Source organism: Microvirga sp. CF3016, from assembly GCF_036314085.1.
Lineage (GTDB): Bacteria > Pseudomonadota > Alphaproteobacteria > Rhizobiales > Beijerinckiaceae > Microvirga.
Genome location: NZ_JAYGGM010000001.1, coordinates 274,023 through 290,111 on the forward strand (window position 1 = coordinate 274,023; position 16,089 = coordinate 290,111).

At 61.6% G+C, this 16,089-nt stretch carries 16 protein-coding genes; 5 read left to right on the forward strand and 11 right to left on the reverse strand.

Going from position 1 to position 16,089, the window contains the following annotated elements; translation table 11 throughout:
- Nucleotides 1-52 precede the first annotated feature (52 nt).
- The 6 genes from VB672_RS01480 to VB672_RS01505 all read right to left on the reverse strand — a co-directional run bounded on the left by VB672_RS01480 (nt 53) and on the right by VB672_RS01505 (nt 6,174).
- A complete protein-coding gene (locus VB672_RS01480) occupies nt 53-1,756 on the reverse strand; it encodes an ABC transporter substrate-binding protein (RefSeq protein ID WP_329782566.1) in 1,704 nt (567 codons plus the stop codon).
- A 152-nt stretch (nt 1,757-1,908) separates the two neighbouring features.
- Entirely contained in the window at nt 1,909-2,190 is a 282-nt protein-coding gene (locus VB672_RS01485) for a DUF2160 domain-containing protein (RefSeq protein WP_329782390.1), read from the reverse strand.
- A gap of 10 nt (nt 2,191-2,200) precedes the next feature.
- Nucleotides 2,201-2,977: a carbohydrate ABC transporter permease gene (locus VB672_RS01490; protein WP_329782567.1), complete on the reverse strand. Its 777-nt coding sequence runs from the start codon at nt 2,975-2,977 to the stop codon at nt 2,201-2,203.
- A gap of 104 nt (nt 2,978-3,081) precedes the next feature.
- Nucleotides 3,082-3,978: a carbohydrate ABC transporter permease gene (locus VB672_RS01495; protein WP_329782391.1), complete on the reverse strand. Its 897-nt coding sequence runs from the start codon at nt 3,976-3,978 to the stop codon at nt 3,082-3,084.
- Nucleotides 3,975-5,075: an ABC transporter ATP-binding protein gene (locus VB672_RS01500; RefSeq protein ID WP_329782392.1), complete on the reverse strand. Its 1,101-nt coding sequence runs from the start codon at nt 5,073-5,075 to the stop codon at nt 3,975-3,977. Before VB672_RS01500 ends, VB672_RS01495 begins: the two co-directional genes overlap by 4 nt.
- 10 nt (nt 5,076-5,085) lie before the next feature.
- On the reverse strand, nt 5,086-6,174 hold the full coding sequence (locus VB672_RS01505) for an ABC transporter ATP-binding protein (protein WP_329782393.1): 1,089 nt from the start codon (nt 6,172-6,174) through the stop codon (nt 5,086-5,088).
- A 412-nt stretch (nt 6,175-6,586) separates the two neighbouring features.
- On the opposite strand from VB672_RS01505, the gene VB672_RS01510 reads away from it, so the two are divergent.
- Together VB672_RS01510 and VB672_RS01515 are read left to right on the forward strand one after the other, a co-directional pair.
- Nucleotides 6,587-7,375, forward strand: coding sequence for an SDR family NAD(P)-dependent oxidoreductase (locus tag VB672_RS01510; RefSeq protein ID WP_329782394.1), 789 nt, complete (start codon nt 6,587-6,589; stop codon nt 7,373-7,375).
- A 108-nt stretch (nt 7,376-7,483) separates the two neighbouring features.
- The gene (locus VB672_RS01515) at nt 7,484-8,872 is read left to right on the forward strand and encodes an FAD-binding oxidoreductase (protein ID WP_329782395.1); all 1,389 of its coding nucleotides are present in this window, start codon (nt 7,484-7,486) and stop codon (nt 8,870-8,872) included.
- A gap of 5 nt (nt 8,873-8,877) precedes the next feature.
- On the opposite strand, the gene VB672_RS01520 is transcribed toward VB672_RS01515, so the two are convergent.
- Nucleotides 8,878-9,450, reverse strand: a complete 573-nt coding sequence (locus VB672_RS01520) for a peroxidase-related enzyme (RefSeq protein WP_329782396.1) — start codon at nt 9,448-9,450, stop codon at nt 8,878-8,880.
- Between the two features lie 125 nt (nt 9,451-9,575).
- Here VB672_RS01520 and VB672_RS01525 point away from each other — a divergent pair, with 125 nt between their 5' ends.
- The gene (locus VB672_RS01525) at nt 9,576-10,376 is read left to right on the forward strand and encodes an enoyl-CoA hydratase (RefSeq protein ID WP_329782397.1); all 801 of its coding nucleotides are present in this window, start codon (nt 9,576-9,578) and stop codon (nt 10,374-10,376) included.
- Between the two features lie 11 nt (nt 10,377-10,387).
- On the opposite strand, the gene VB672_RS01530 is transcribed toward VB672_RS01525, so the two are convergent.
- From VB672_RS01530 to VB672_RS01540, 3 genes are all read right to left on the reverse strand, one after another.
- Entirely contained in the window at nt 10,388-12,028 is a 1,641-nt protein-coding gene (locus VB672_RS01530; protein WP_329782398.1) for an acyl-CoA synthetase, read from the reverse strand.
- Between the two features lie 88 nt (nt 12,029-12,116).
- The gene (gene eda / locus VB672_RS01535) at nt 12,117-12,782 is read right to left on the reverse strand and encodes a bifunctional 4-hydroxy-2-oxoglutarate aldolase/2-dehydro-3-deoxy-phosphogluconate aldolase (RefSeq protein WP_329782399.1); all 666 of its coding nucleotides are present in this window, start codon (nt 12,780-12,782) and stop codon (nt 12,117-12,119) included.
- Between the two features lie 30 nt (nt 12,783-12,812).
- Nucleotides 12,813-13,679, reverse strand: a complete 867-nt coding sequence (locus VB672_RS01540) for a sugar kinase (protein ID WP_329782400.1) — start codon at nt 13,677-13,679, stop codon at nt 12,813-12,815.
- A 434-nt stretch (nt 13,680-14,113) separates the two neighbouring features.
- Here VB672_RS01540 and VB672_RS01545 point away from each other — a divergent pair, with 434 nt between their 5' ends.
- On the forward strand, nt 14,114-14,584 hold the full coding sequence (locus tag VB672_RS01545) for an HU family DNA-binding protein (protein WP_442931884.1): 471 nt from the start codon (nt 14,114-14,116) through the stop codon (nt 14,582-14,584).
- 196 nt (nt 14,585-14,780) lie between these two features.
- A complete protein-coding gene (locus VB672_RS01550; protein ID WP_329782401.1) occupies nt 14,781-15,530 on the forward strand; it encodes an extensin-like domain-containing protein in 750 nt (249 codons plus the stop codon).
- A gap of 40 nt (nt 15,531-15,570) precedes the next feature.
- Here the strand turns inward: VB672_RS01550 and VB672_RS01555 are convergent, their stop codons facing one another.
- Nucleotides 15,571-15,810 (reverse strand): hypothetical protein, encoded by a 240-nt coding sequence (locus tag VB672_RS01555; protein ID WP_262268130.1) that lies wholly within the window; start codon nt 15,808-15,810, stop codon nt 15,571-15,573.
- Nucleotides 15,811-16,089 lie beyond the last annotated feature (279 nt).

Sequence of the window (16,089 nt, forward strand, 5' to 3'; positions counted from 1 at the left end):
GGCGCGCCGCCTCACATGAAAAGCCCCGCCTTGCGGGCGGGGCTAGGTTTCGTCAGCTGCGCTTCGGCGGAGAAGCGGGCCAGCTCTTGATGAGCGTGTCATAATCCACCGTCTCGCCCTTCGGCTTCTCGTTCGCCAGCTTGCGCTGGGGCGCGATCGTGCCGGCGGCTTCCGCCTTCTTGAACCATTCCTCGGCGGAGGTCTTGGGGTTCAGCTTCGGTCCGCACTCGCCCTGCACATTGGCGCGCTCGAGACGTCCGAGCACCTCGTCCTGGGCATTGGCCAGAGAAGTCATGGCTTCCTGCGGCGTCTTGGCGCCGGAGGCCGCATCACCGATGTTCTGCCACCAGAGCTGCGCGAGCTTCGGATAATCCGGCACGTTGTTGCCGGTCGGGGTCCATTGAACGCGGGCGGGCGAGCGGTAGAACTCGACGAGGCCGCCGAGCTTCGGCGCGCGATCCGTCATCGACTGATGCCAAATGTCGCTCTCGCGGATGAAAGTGAGGCCCACATGGCTCTTCTTTAGCGAGACCGTCTTGGAGGTGACGAACTGCGCATAGAGCCAAGCCGCTTTGCGGCGATCGACAGGCGTGGATTTCAGCAATGTCCACGAACCCGCGTCCTGATAGCCGAGTTTCATGCCGTCTTTCCAGTACGAGCCGTGGGGCGAGGGCGCCATGCGCCATTTCGGCGTGCCATCGGCATTCACCACGGGGAGTCCGGGCTTCACCATGTCGGCAGTGAAGGCCGTGTACCAGAAGATCTGCTGAGCGATATTGCCCTGCGCCGGCACCGGTCCGGACTCGGAGAAGTTCATGCCCTGTGCCTGAGGCGGAGCGTATTTTTTCATCCAGTCGAGATATTTGGTGATGGCGTAGACGGCCGCCGGACCGTTGGTGTCGCCGCCGCGTTCGACGGAGGAGCCGACCGGACGGCAGCCTTCCATTCGGATACCCCATTCGTCGACTGGCAGGCCGTTCGGGATACCCTTGTCGCCGTTGCCGGCCATGGAGAGCCAAGCGTCGGTGAAGCGCCATCCCAACGACGGATCCTTGCGGCCGTAATCCATGTGGCCGTAGACCTTGACGCCGTCGACTTCCTTCACGTCGTTGGTAAAGAACTCGGCGATGTCCTCATAGGCCGACCAGTTCACCGGCACGCCGAGATCGTAGCCGTACTTGGCCTTGAACTTTTCCTTGAGATCCGGGCGCTGGAACCAATCGTAGCGGAACCAGTACACGTTGGCGAATTGCTGGTCCGGCAGCTGGTACATCTTGCCGTCCGGCGCCGTGGTGAAGGACTTGCCGATGAAGTCGTTGATGTCGAGAGTCGGCGAGGTCACGTCCTTGCCTTCCCCCGCCATCCAGTCGTCCAGCGCTACGGCCTGCTTGTAGCGGAAATGGGTGCCGATGAGGTCGGAATCGTTGACCCAGGCATCGTAGATGTTGCGTCCCGATTGCATCTGCGTCTGGATCTTCTCCACCACGTCGCCTTCCTGGATCAGGTCGTGGGTGAGCTTAATGCCTGTGATTTCGGAGAAGGCCTTCGCAAGCGTCCGAGCCTCGTATTCATGGGTCGTGATGGTTTCGGAGACCACGTTGATCTCCTGGCCCACGAAAGGTTTGGCCGCGTTTACGAACCATTCCATCTCCTTCAACTGCTCGTCCTTGGAGAGGGTGGAGGGCTGAAATTCGCTGTCGATCCAGCGACGGGCTTCTTCCATCCCTGCGAGAGCAGCGCTCGTACCGAGCGCCATGGCGAGTACGCTTGTCGAGATGAACAGTTTCAAGTGCCGGTGAGATTGGGTGAGTTTCATTCGTTCCTCCCAGTTTATGCCCTGCCGGCTTATGCGCTGGTCTTGTTCTCTCCGGTCCGGGCAAACCGGAGAACTTTCTTGAGCCGCTCCCACTAGACGTAGCGAAACACGGCAGCTGCGTAGAGCAAGGAAAGGCCGGAAGCCCACCACATGTCCGGGCCGATGAAGCCCAGCCAGGCGAGGTGGATGAAGGCCGCACCAAGAAGCGAGATGAAGAGACGGTCGCCGCGCGTCGTCGGGATGCGCAGCACTCCGACCCGTTCCGTTTCGGGACGGTAGACCGCGAGCAACGTCATGATCAGCAGCACGCTCGCGATTCCGGCAAAGAACAATCCCGTCTGCCATGTCCAGGCCATCCATGCTAGATCAGGCATGCGCGCCTCCTTAGACTCGGCCCAGGGCGAAGCCCTTGGCGATGTAGTTGCGGACGAACCAGATCACGAGCGCGCCTGGCACGATGGTGAGCACGCCGGCGGCGGCGAGCAGGCCCCAATCCATGCCGGCAGCGGAGATGGTGCGCGTCATGGTGGCGGCGATCGGCTTGGTGTTGACTGAGGTCAGCGTGCGCGCCAGGAGCAACTCGACCCAGGAGAACATGAAACAGAAGAAGGCAGCGACGCCGATGCCGGAGGCGATCAGGGGCATGAAGATCTTTACGAAGAAACGGGGAAACGAATAGCCGTCGATGGCGGCGGTTTCGTCGATCTCCCGCGGTACGCCGGACATAAAGCCTTCCAAGATCCACACCGCCAGCGGCACGTTGAAGAGGCAGTGCGCTAGGGCGACTGCCCATGGTGTGTCGAAGAGGCCGATGGCCGAGTAAAGGTTGAAGAATGGCAGGGCGAAGACCGCCGGCGGAGCCATGCGGTTGGTGAGCAGCCAAAAGAACAGGTGTTTGTCGCCGAGAAACTTGTAACGGGAGAAGGCATAGGCTGCCGGAAGCGCAAAGGATATCGACAGCACCGTGTTGATGATCACGTAGGTCAGAGAGTTGATGTAGCCGGAATACCAGCTCTGGTCGGTGAAGATCCTGATGTAGTTGTCGAAAGTGATCTCCCGCGGCCAGAGCGTGAGCCCGGACGTGATCTCCATGTTCGTCTTCAGGCTCATGTTGAGGAGCCAGTAGATCGGCAGCATCAGGAACAGGAGGTAGAGCGCCATGACCACTACGCGCCCACTCACCCGAGGGCCCGACAGGGCGCGGTTTGCAGCCAGGGGTGCTGCAATGGGCTTAGTCTCGGATGCGCCGACTGCGATCGTTCCAGTCATGCTTCGACCCTCTCGCGCTCGGCATCCACGTTGATCATGACAGTATAAAAGACCCAGCAGATGGCAAGGATGATCAGGTTGTAGACCAGCGACATGGCGGCGGCCTTGCCGAGATCGAACTGGCCGAGTGCCAGCTTCACCAGATCGATCGACAGGAAAGTGGTGGCGTTGCCGGGGCCGCCGCCGGTGATCACGAAAGGTTCGGTATAGATCATGAAGGAATCCATGAAGCGCAGGAGCACGGCGATCAGCAGCACGCGCCTCATCTTCGGAAGCTGGATTGTGCGAAAGATTGCCCAGCGCGAGGCACCGTCGATGCGAGCGGCCTGATAATACGCATCTGGGATCGATTTCAGACCCGCATAGCAGAGGAGGGCCACGAGACTCGTCCAATGCCACACATCCATGACGATGAGCGTCACCCAGGCGTCGATGGAATCGTTCGTGTAATTGTAGTCGATGCCTAAGTGATTGACGATCCATCCGAGCAGGCCGATGTCGCTGCGGGCGAAGACCTGCCAGATCGTGCCGACCACGTTCCATGGAATAAGAAGCGGTAGCGCCATCAGGACGAGACAGAGTGCGACGGTCCAGCCCTCGCGCGGCATGGAGAGTGCTACGGCGATGCCGAGCGGAACCTCGATCAGGAGGATAATGGCCGAGAAGAGGAGAGTACGCCAAAGGGCGTCGAAGAAGCGCCCGCCGAGCTCGGTCGACGGATCGAGCAGTTCCTGGAACCAGCCGATCCCGTTCCAGAAGAACTGGTTATTGCCGAACGTGTCCTGGACCGAGTAGTTCACCACGGTCATGAGCGGCAGGACGGCCGAGAAGGCCACGATAGCGAAAACCGGCAGAACGAAGAACCAAGCCCTGTTGTTGACAGTCTTCGTCATGCCCCGTGCCCTCCGATCGGCTCGCCCGAGACGAGATGCCCGTTCGCATAAATATGGATGTGGCGTGGATCGAGCGTGAGCGCAGCCTCGCTTCCTTCGATGGAGATGCCCTCCGGAACACTGACGGCGAGAGGGCGTCCGCTCATCTCGACCCGGGCGATGCGGGCTCGGCCGATATCGTCAATGCGCCGGATCTGGACCGGCAGTCCCGTTCCGTTCGTTTGAAGCCGCGCGAATTCCGGCCGGATCCCGAGCTCGACCCGCTCCCCGTCCGACAAGGTGCGATAGATCCGCTGCAGGGCAATGGCCTGATTGCCAATCAAGGCGGTGGCGCCTTCCACCTTGCAGGGCAGGATGTTCATGCCCGGTGAGCCGATAAAATGTCCGACAAAGGTGTGCGCCGGACGCTCGAACAACTCGTCGGGAGTCCCCGTCTGCACCACGGCGCCATCGTGCATGACCACAACCTTGTCGGCGAAGGTGAGCGCCTCGGTCTGGTCGTGTGTGACGTAGATCATAGTGATGTCGAGCGCGCGGTGAATCTCCTTGAGGGTGGAGCGCAGCTGCCATTTCAGGTGCGGGTCGATCACGGTGAGCGGCTCGTCAAACAGGATCGCTGCCACATCAGGGCGCACCAAGCCGCGACCAAGGGAGATTTTCTGCTTCATGTCTGCCGTAAGGTTGCTGGCCTTGCGGTCGAGCACACGGGTGAGGTCGAGAAGCTGTGCGATCTCCTCAACTCGTTGGGCCGTCCTGTCGCGCGGCACATGCCGGTTCTTGAGCGGGAACGCCAGATTCTCCCGCACGCTCATCGTGTCGTAGACCACCGGGAATTGGAACACCTGGGCGATGTTGCGCGCCTCTGTCGGCAAATCTGTTACATCGAGATCGTTGAACAGGACGCGGCCGCGGGTAGGGCGGACCAAGCCGGAGATGATGTTGAGCAGGGTAGTTTTGCCGCATCCCGAGGGACCTAGCAGTGCATAGGCACCGCCCTGGCTCCACACATGGTTGATCTCCTTGAGCGCATAATCCTCCGCTGTTCGGGGATCGGGCTTGTAGGCATGGGCGAGATGGTCGAGGGTGATGCGGGCCATCCTTCTCTCCTCATGCGGCCCTTTGGGCAGGATCGGTGGCGGCGAGACGGCCTGCTTCATCGAACAGGAACAGGTGCCGGGGATCGATATAGGCCGTGACGGCTGATTTTGGCTCGAGTCGCCGCACCCCTGGGACCAGCGCCACGAGGCGGTGCTCGCTTGCATCGAGATGAACGTAACTCTCCGATCCTGTGATTTCGGAGACGGACACGACGGCCGAAATCGCGATCTCGCCCGCTCCCGGTGGTTCGAGGTTGAGGTGGTGGGCCCGGAAGCCTACGGTGTAATTACCATCTGGAACGGCCGCGAGAGGACCGGTCGCAGGAATTTCTCCGCCCGTGCTCAAAGTCGCGCTGCCGCCAGCTTTGCGAGCCATAAGGACGTTGAGGGGCGGGTCGGAAAAAACGCGGGCCGTAGTCAGATCATGGGGATGGCGATAGACCTGCGGCGTCGGCCCGAACTGGGTTACCCGGCCTTCGAACAAGGTCGCGGTGTTGCCGCCGAGGAGTAGAGCCTCTGACGGCTCCGTTGTCGCATAGACGAAGACCGCGCCCGAAGCTGCGAAGACCCGCGGCAGTTCCTCGCGCAATTCCTCGCGCAGCTTGTAATCGAGATTGGCCAATGGCTCGTCGAGCAGGACGAGATCCGCGCGCTTAACCAAGGCCCGCGCGATTGCGGTGCGCTGCTGCTGACCTCCAGAGAGATTCAGCGGCTTGCGGTCGAGATAAGGCTCAAGCTTCAGAAGCTTGGCAGCCTCGCGTACACGTGTTTCGATCTCGTTCTTCGGCAGACCGGACACACGCAGAGGTGAGGCGATGTTCTCGTAGACATTGAGCGAGGGATAGTTGATGAACTGTTGGTAGACCATAGCCACGCTGCGGCGCTGCACGGGCCAGCCCGTCACATCCTGGCCTTCAACGAGAACCCTGCCACTAGTCGGCGCATCGAGCCCGGCCATCAGCCGCATGAGCGTGGTCTTGCCGGCCAGCGTTGCCCCAAGCAGAACATTGAGGGAGCTGCGCTGCAGGGTCAGACGGACGTCGTCGATATGGACCGCTGCTCCGATCTTCTTCGAGACGCCTTCGAGAACGAGAGTCATCAGCACTTCCCTCAGCGTCGCGCAGGATCGGCGGCAGAAACAGGATACGTTGTGATGATCGTGGTGCCAGGTTTCGCCACGTTTCGAGCCGCGCCGTGCCCATATGCGCTACCACCCACCGCGACGCCGAACGTCGCCGATTCTTGCGGACCCAAGAGCGCTTCTCCCGGCTGCAGATCCATGGGGACCTGAGCTTTCTTATGTCGTTATAGTGAAGGTATATTGCCCCCAATGCGAAAGCAACTGCCTGGCATCGGCGCGAACTGGTCTTCGACTGGACTGAAACTGTGTGGCGCAGCTGGCCTCAGCACATTTTTGAACTGAAGTGCTCGTCGCGAGTTCAAGCACCACGGCCGGCTTCGCTTCACTTCACGGTGACCGGTTCTTTCCTTCGTACCGGCTGGAGAATGCCATGCCTGACATTGCTAAGACTCTTGCTATCGTGACCGGCGCTTCCACGGGCATCGGGTATGAACTTGCCAAACTCTGTGCTCAAAACGGCTACGATCTGCTAATCGCCGCCGATCAAGCAGCAATTCATGATGCGGCCAGGGATTTCCAAGCTCTTGGCGTGGAGGTCGAGGCCATCGAGGCCGACCTTGCCACGCTCGAGGGCGTGGACAAGCTCTATGCTGCGGTCAAGGGCAGGCCTGTCGGTGCGCTTCTGGCCAATGCCGGACACGGGTTGGGTCACGCTTTCCTGGATCAGGACTTTACGCAAGTGCGCCATGTGATCGACACCAACATCACCGGTACGCTCTATCTGATCCAGAAGGTCGGGCGCGACATGCGGGCCAGGAACGAAGGGCGCATCCTTATCACCGGGTCGATCGCCGGCTTCATGCCCGGCACCTTCCAGGCAGTCTATAATGGGACCAAGGCTTTCATCGACTCCTTCTCCTTCGCGCTTCGCAACGAATTGAAGGATACCGATGTGACGGTGACCTGCCTGATGCCCGGCGCCACCGAGACCGAGTTCTTCGAGCGCGCCGGCATGGAGGATACGCAAGTGGGCCAAGACAAGAAGGATGATCCCGCCTTCGTGGCGAAGGTCGGTTTTGACGCCATGATGAATGGCGAAGGTGACGTCGTGAGCGGCTGGAAGAATAAGCTCACGACGATCCTTGCCAATGTGACGCCAGCCGGCATGCTCGCTGAACAGCACCGCAAGATGGCCGAGCCCGGATCTGGCAAGCGCTGAGCGCAACCTTACTGCATTTCCTTGCGAGATCTCCCTTGCGAATGCCACGTTGACGATTGCTCCCTGATCGGTCAGGAGCGGTGGCTGAAACCGCGAGGGAATTTGCCGATGACCAAGCCGACGGATCTGCTGCAGCGCCTGACGGGCCTACTCGGTCCTTCGGCGGTGATCACCGAAGGCTCCGACCTCGAGCCTTATGCCGTCGACTGGCGCAAGCTCTTTCCGGGCCGGCCGGCTTGTGTCGTCCGCCCGGCTTCGACCGAGCAGGTGGCCCAGATCGCGCAGATCTGCCGCGAGGCGGACGCTGCCATTGTCCCGCAGGGCGGCAATACGGGACTGGCCGGCGGAGCGGTGCCGGATGTGTCCGGCACGCAGGTAGTCTTGTCCCTCAACCGCATGACGGCCATCCGTGATGTCGATCCAGTCGGCCTGACGATCGAGGCGGAGGCCGGGTGCATTCTCAAAGTGGCGCAGGATGCGGCGGCCGCCGCCGGGCGCCTGCTGCCGATCAGCCTCGCGGCCGAGGGCTCGGCGACCATCGGCGGAGTGGTTGCGGCCAATGCAGGTGGTGTGAACGTCCTGCGCTATGGGATGACCCGCAGCCTTGTGCTCGGCCTGGAAGTGGTTCTGCCGGACGGGACCATCGCCAATGGGCTGCGGAGGCTGCGCAAGGACAATGCGGGCTACGATTGGAAGCAGCTCTTCATCGGCAGCGAGGGCACGCTCGGGATCGTCACGGCCGCGGTCCTGAGGCTTCTGCCGCGGCCTAAACACTCGGTGACCGCCTTGCTCTCCGTGGCCGACCCGGCGGCAGCCCTGCGGCTTCTCGAACTGGCCCAGGATGAACTGGGTGATCAGATCTCGGCCTTTGAGCTGATCTCCGCCACTTCCATGAAGCTCGTCGCCCAGCATGCCGGCCTGAAGGCCCCCATCGCCGAGGGTGATTGGTTTGTGCTGATCGAGGCAGCCTCCAGCCTGGCCGGCCTGCGCGAGGCGGCCGAGGCGATGCTGGGCACGGCTTTTGAGCAGGAAACTGCGCTCGACGGTGTCATCGCCGAATCGGGCGCCCAGGCGGCCCAGCTCTGGGCCCTGCGAGAGCATGTGACGGAATCAGAGGCGCGGGAAGGCAAAAGCGTCAAGCATGACGTCTCCGTGCCGTTGACCGAGGTTCCGCGCTTCCTTATCGAGGCGGGGAAGGCGCTCGCCGCCGGCGCTCCGGGCACGCGCGTGAACGCCTTCGGGCATCTCGGGGATGGCAACATCCACTACAATGTGCTCGTCGAAGCGAGCCATGATGCAACGCTTGTGAACCGTATCGTGCATGACGTGGTGGCGACGTTCGGCGGCAGCATCTCGGCGGAGCACGGTATCGGTCAATACCGGGTCGGCGAGCTGGCCCGCTACCGTGCCCCAACCGAGATGGAACTCGCCCGTACCCTCAAGCGCGCGCTCGATCCCGACAACAGGCTCAATCCGGGCAAGGTGCTCCTGGCTTGAGGGCCTCAGCCGCGACCGAGCGTATAAAACTCGTCGTTCGGCCGCATGCTGGTGACGTTGGCAAGTCGGTTGGACATGGCAAAGAACGCCGCAATCGCTGCGATGTCCCATACGTCCTCGTCCGTAAAGCCGTGGGCGCCTAATGCGGCGATGTCCGCATCGCCGACGGAATAGGCCTCGAGTGCCACTTTCATGGCAAAGTCGAGCATCGCCTTCTGCCGGGGCGTGATGTCGGCCTTGCGATAGTTGACCGCAACCTGATCAGCGATCAGCGGGTTCTTGGCCCGGATCCGCAGGATGGCTCCGTGGGCAATGACGCAATACTGGCATTGGTTGGCGTTGCTCGTGGCCACCACGATCATCTCGCGCTCGGCTTTGGTGAGATTGCCGGGCTTGTCCATTAGGGCATCGTGGTAGGCGAAAAAGGCACGGAACTCGTCCGGGCGGCGAGCCAGGACCAGAAACACGTTCGGAACGAAGCCCGACTTCTCCTGAACCGCAAGGATGCGCGTTCGGATATCCTCGGGCAAGTCGGATATCTCGGGCACGGGAAAGCGGCTGATGGGCGGCTTGCTCACGAGGCACCTCTTCTTGTGGGACTCTAGAAGGGATGGCGTTCCTTAAAGGTCTTATTGCCAGATCAAGCTTATTCGGGTTGGATCCGGCAAACAATGTGGCTGGAAAGACCCGGAGGAGAATGCCCATGAGTGCCCAGCAGGCCGTTTCCGGTGAAGAGATACTGCTGCGCGCGGATCGGGATGGGGTGGTGACGCTCACCCTCAACCGCCCGGCTCAGTTCAATGCCCTATCCGAGGAGATGCTGACGGCACTGCAGGGCGCGTTGGACGATCTGACGGACGACGAGGAGGTTCGCTGCGTTGTCCTCGCCGCCTCGGGGAGGGCGTTCTGCGCAGGGCATGATCTCAAGCAGATGCGGGCCAATCCGCGTCAGGAGTATTATGAGGCGCTGTTCGCACAATGCAGCCAGGTCATGCAGGCGATCGTCAACCTGCCCGTTCCAGTGATCGCCCGAGTCCATGGCATGGCTACGGCCGCAGGGTGCCAGCTCGTCGCGTCCTGTGATCTGGCCGTTGCCGCCGAGAGCGCGACCTTCGCGGTGTCAGGCATCAATGTGGGGCTGTTCTGCTCCACGCCCGCCGTGGCGCTCTCCCGGAATATCTCTCCCAAGCGTGCCTTTGATATGTTAGTGACGGGACGTTTCATTTCATCTGCCGAAGCCCTGTCTTTTGGGCTCGTCAACCGGGTGGCGCCGGATGCGGAGCTTGACCGATCCGTCGCCGCGCTGACAGCCGATATCTGCGCAAAGAGCCCGGTGGCGATCCGCATGGGCAAGGCCATGTTCGGTCGGCAGCGCTCGATGGGCCTGGAGGAGGCATATGCCTTCGCCGGCGATGTCATGGCCTGCAACATGATGGCGGAGGATGCCGCCGAGGGCATCGATGCCTTCATCGAGAAGCGCAAGCCCGTGTGGAAAGGGCGATAATCGTCCTTTCCTCAGCCCGCTGCCTTGTAGGCCCTGGCCATTTCGCGCAACTGGAACTTCTGGATCTTGCCAGTGGAGGTTTTCGGAAGCTCAGTAAAGATGACAGTACGCGGGCATTTGTAGGACGCGAGCTGCTGCCGGCACCAGGCAATGATGTCCTCCGCCGGGACTGATTGATCGGGCTTCAGCTCGACGAACGCGCAGGGCGTTTCGCCCCATTTCTCGTCCGGCATCGCTACGACGGCCGCCGCCTGGATGGCTGGATGCTTATAGAGAGCATCCTCCACTTCGATGGAGGAAATGTTTTCGCCGCCGGATATGATGATGTCCTTGGAGCGATCCTTCAGCTGCACGTAGCCGTCCGGATATTTCACCCCAAGATCGCCGGAATGGAACCAGCCGCCCTCGAAGGCCTTGGCTGTGCCGGACGGATTCTTGAGATAACCCTTCATGACCACGTTGCCGCGGAACATGACCTCGCCGAGAGTCTGACCATCGGCCGGAACCGGTTCCAAGGTTTCCGGATCGAGCACGTCGAGCGCCTCCAGCACCGGATAGCGCACGCCCTGCCGAGCCTTCTTCGCCGCGTAACCGCCCGGATCGAGCGCATCCCATTCCTCGTGCCATTCATTGACCACGGCCGGACCATAGACCTCCGTGAGGCCGTAGAGATGCGTCACGTCGAAGCCAGCGGCCTTCATGGCTGCGAGCACTGCTTCCGGCGGCGGAGCGGCGGCCGTCATGAATTTGACCGTTTGGGGCAGGGGGCGCTTTTCGGCAGGTGGCGCATTGAGCAGGGTCGACATGACGATGGGCGCGCCGCAGAGATGCGTGACCTTGAGATCGGCAAGCGCGTCGTACATGGGCTTTGCCCGTACGGCACGCAGGCAAACATGGGTGCCCGCCACGATGGAGAGCGACCAGGGAAAGCACCAGCCGTTGCAGTGGAACATGGGGAGCGTCCAGAGATAGACCGGATGCTGTCCCATGCCGGCGGTCAGGATGTTGCCCATGGCGAGCAGATAGGCGCCGCGATGGTGATAGACCACGCCCTTCGGATCCCCGGTGGTGCCCGAGGTGTAGTTCAGGGTGATCGCATCCCATTCATCGTCCGGGGGGCTCCAGGCAAAGTTGGGATCGCCGGAGGCCAGGAATTCTTCATATTCCATGGATCCCAGGCGCTCGCCGGCACCCGTGAATTCCGGATCGTCGTAGTCGATGACGAGAGGCCTGGCGGAAGTCAGTTCGAGGGCCGTCCTGATGGTGGCCGAGAACTCCCGGTCGGTGATCAGCACCTTGGCTTCGCTATGCTCCAGGGAAAAGGCGATGATCTTGGCATCGAGGCGGGTGTTCAGCGTGTTGAGCACCGCGCCGGCCATGGGCACGCCATAATGGCATTCGAGCATGGCCGGCGTGTTGGGGAGCATGACCGAAACCGTGTCGCCGCGCCCGATGCCCCGCTGGGCGAGAGCGGAGGCGAGACGCCGGGACCGGGCATAAAAGTCGCGATAGCTGCGGTTCATGGCGCCGTGGACGAGCGCCAGGCGGTCGGGGTGGACATTGGCGGCCCGCTCCAGAAAGGACAGGGGCGTCAGCGGCTGAAAATTCGCCGGGTTCTTGTCGAGGTTCGTGTCGTAGATCGTCGAAGTCACTGTCTTTCCCTCCCCGGGCGATGAGTATCGCCAGGGGCAGCGGAGCTGACAACCCTACGAAATGTCAGCGGCCGGGTCGCCGACGCGATCAGTCCTTGACCGACATGACGGCGCGCTGCGCCTTCGCGGTGATCTCGCCCCAGGCCTGGGCACGGATGTCGGAAGTCGAGCACACCCACGATCCGCCGACGGCCACGACGTTCGACAGGGCGAGCCAATCACGGGCGTTCTTCTCGTCGATGCCGCCCGTCGGGCAAAAACGCGCCTGCGGGAATGGACCCGCGAGAGCCTTCAATGTCGGAATGCCGCCGGCTGCAACGGCTGGGAAGAATTTGACGGTCGGGAAGCCGTGGACGAGCGCCGCCATAAGTTCGGACGCAGTGGTAATGCCGGGAATGAACGGCATTTCGCTTCGGCTTGCGGCGTCGAGCAGATCGGGCGTTGCGCCGGGGCTCAGGGCATAGCGAGCGCCGAGCGACTGGGCGCGCTCCAGATCCTTTGGCGTTAGGACGGTCCCAATGCCGACGATGGCCTCGGGTACGTCCCGGATGATGGCCTCTGCGGATTCGACAGCGGCAGGCGTACGCAGGGTAATCTCCAGCAGCCGCAGACCGCCTGCAACGAGAGCCCGCGCGAGGGGAACCGCATCCTCCACACGGTCCAGAGTGATGACCGGAACGATAGGTCCGGCGCGGAGGATGTCCGCCAGCTTCTTGTTGCGGGTGCCGGCGAGATCCTTCTGATCTTGAGTCATGGGAGGAACTCCTTGGATGGTGATGGTCGATTACGGCATTGCGTCTCGCGGAATGATCGCGCCGCGATAACGCACGACCTGACCGGCGAGGCGATGCCCTGCGGCTGCGGCGGATTGGGGATCCTCACCGGACAGACGCGCATGGAGATAGGCCGCCGCGAAGCTGTCGCCTGCTGCAGTGGTGTCAACCACATCGTCCGCAGGCTTGCCCGGGACGACGATGTCCGCCCCTTGCGAAAGGACTCGGCATGTCAGGTCCGGGTGTTTGAGAACGATCTCGGCCCGGCCGGAACAGCCCAAGAGCTCCTCGACACCGCTCTTGCCGAACAGGAGGTCGAGGTCCTCCGTTGAGGCGAGGATGATATCGGCACAGGCGAAAGCCCGACCGAAGGCAGTCCGCGCGATTCCCGGATCGGGCCAGCCCCGCGGGCGGAAATTCGTGTCGAAAGCCACGCGCCGGCCCTTGGACCGCGCATCGTGGAGAACGTCGAACAGGCGGTCGCGTCCGTTATCGCCGTAGAGGGATAGAGAGATGCCCGAGAGATAGACCATATCGTAGGTGCCGATGGTTTTGATAATGCTCTCGGCCTCCGGCGCCTGGAACAGCAGGCGTGCGGCAGCGGTCTCTCGCCAGTAGGAGAAACGGCGTTCGCCCTTGGGATCCGTCTGGATGATGTAGAGCCCAGGGAGGCGTCCGGGCAGGCGCAGCACCTGTTGTGTCCCAACGCCTTCCTCGTTCCAAGCCGCAATCAGCTCATCGCTCCAGCTGTCGTCTCCGAGCGCGGTGATGTAATCGGTCCGAGTTCCAAGGCGGGCCAGATAAACGGCGGTATTGAATGTATCGCCGCCATAGCCGCGGGATAGCCGGTGGTCGGCCTCCTCCCGAAGCTCGATCATGCATTCTCCGATGCAGGCGACCCTTGTCATGCTTTCACCCTGGCGCTTCCCGAATATGGTGAGCTCAAGCTCTTTGTCGATCCAATAACGGCAATACTGCGATTTTGCGACAGGGAAAGTGACATTGGGTCATGCACGATCATTAGGTCCCTCAGCGTCGAAGGCCTTCGTGCCAGCATGGGATGATTCACGAAAAAGGGCCTTGCCAGCGGATTTTCTTTAAACTCTAGCTGCTTCACGCACCCCTCAGGAGATGGATACAGGGCGCGGATCAGGGGCGCTCGCAGCCAGCATTCGGGCCTTCTTCAACGAGAAATCGACAAGTAACCCTTACTATTGTGCGGAAATCTAGCTTTGCCATCTTTAATTCGCGGCTGAAAGCGTTATTGAGAATCTGCTGTCTTATGCATTCACCATCTACAAAGGAGTTTCTGATGGCCAAGACTGCAACCAAAGTTTCCAAGAAGGCCCCGGCCAAGAAGGCTGCGGCGCCCAAGGCTGCAGCAAAGGCATCGTCGAAGGCCGCCAAGGCGCCTGCAAAGGCTGCCGGCAAGGCTGCTGCGCCCAAGGCTTCGACGAAGAAAACGTCTGTGAAGAAGGTTGCGAAGGCTTCCTCCTCGGCGTCGTCGCCGATCCTGACGCTGCGCAACATCGCGGAGAAGCTCTCCGAGCTGCACGAGCTTCCCAAGCGCCAGGCCAACGAGATGTTGACCCAGGTCGTCGACATGATCGCCAAGAGCCTGAAGAAGGGCGACAAGATCCGCCTGACCGGTCTCGGCATCCTGCAGGTGCGCAAGCGCGCTGCCCGCATGGGCCGCAATCCTCAGACCGGCGAGCCGGTGAAGATCAAGGCATCCAAGAAGATCGCTTTCCGCGCTGCCAAGGACCTGAAGGAAGCCATCTGATTGTCCGGCCCATGCAGGCAGCGCTCGCGCTCCGCTTGAGCGAACAATTGTTCAAGACAAAGAGCAAGGCGGAGAACCCGCCTTGCTCTTTTTATTGGAGAATCGAATTTCCTTGCTGAGGCGAAGTCCTCCACGCCCGAGGCTGTTCCGCTCGTCCGCAATTGGCATGGGGGCAAACGAGCCCTAGAACAGGATTGTGCAGACCGATCAGCCCCAACAGCCGCGCCGCTCCAGGATCATCCCGGTCATCCTCGGGCGACTGGCTCTTTCGCTTCTGCTGGGTTTTGGGGTCTTGGCCGGCCTGATCTGGGGCGAGCTCGTTGCCATTCCCAACCGACTCAACCCGTTCACGCCTTTGCGCATCGCAGACGACATCAGCTGGCTGACCCGAATCAAGCTTTCCCGTCTCGAGCGCGACGGCGCGCAATGCCGTGCCGTTCTGGCTGATTCGTCCATCGTGCACAGATCCGTGCCGGACCGTCGCACGGAGCAGGGGTGCGGCCTGTCCGACGCGGTTGAAGTGTCGCGATCGTCGGTCGGCTTGAGCCGAGAGTTCACGGCGACCTGCTCACTCACGGTGGCATGGGCGCTGTTCGAGACGCACGTCCTGCGTCCGGCGGCCCGCCAACATTTCGGGCAGGATGTGGTACGGGTCCTGCATTTCGGCACGTATGCCTGCCGCAATGTCAATCATCGTGCGCAGGGCCGTCGCAGCGAGCACGCGACGGCAAATGCGATCGATATCGCAGACTTCGTCCTTGCGGATGGGAAGCACATCACAGTGAAGAGCGATTGGGCCGAGGGCAACGGTCGCCGGTCGGCTTTCCTGCGCACGCTCAGGAATGGAGCGTGCAATTTCTTTGATGTCGTGCTCAGCCCCGACTACAACGAGGCTCACCATGATCATTTCCATTTCGACATGGGCTCCTACCGGGCATGCCGGTGAGAGTGCCGTTCGATCCGGGTGGTTCGAGTGGAAACGAAGATCAGTTGAAGGCGTAGCTTGGAGACTCGCCCATCTCGGCGGCCCTGGCGGCAAGAAGCAGCGCTTGGCCGAGTTCCCGAGCATGCTCTGGTGTCATGGCGATGGGCATTTGGCGGCGGATGCCGCTCTCGTATTCCTCAGGTGTGGTTGCGAGTTCGATCACCATCATTGCGTCGCAGCCGTCGAGGGTGCCGACGGAGAAGCTGGTGAGAGCGCCGATCAGATCCATATCCGGTTTCATGGCTGTGCCCCTTGCGTAGCGTAAGAAATCATTACCCGAAACACCCATCCCCTGTCTGCTCTGCGTATAGAGAGTGGATTTTGTTACGTATTTTCGCGGACTTGAAGAGACGGGCGAAACAGAGGGACATTCGGCCCCTCTCGCGCCCGATCAGGGCCACTGATCGCAGACGGAACTCTGGCGTTTTTCGACCAAGCTTTCGCATCAAACGCCAGCCTGACGCGTTGACAGACAGCAATCTTGGCAGCGTTCGACGTATCGAGAGCCAGGAGCGGAGGT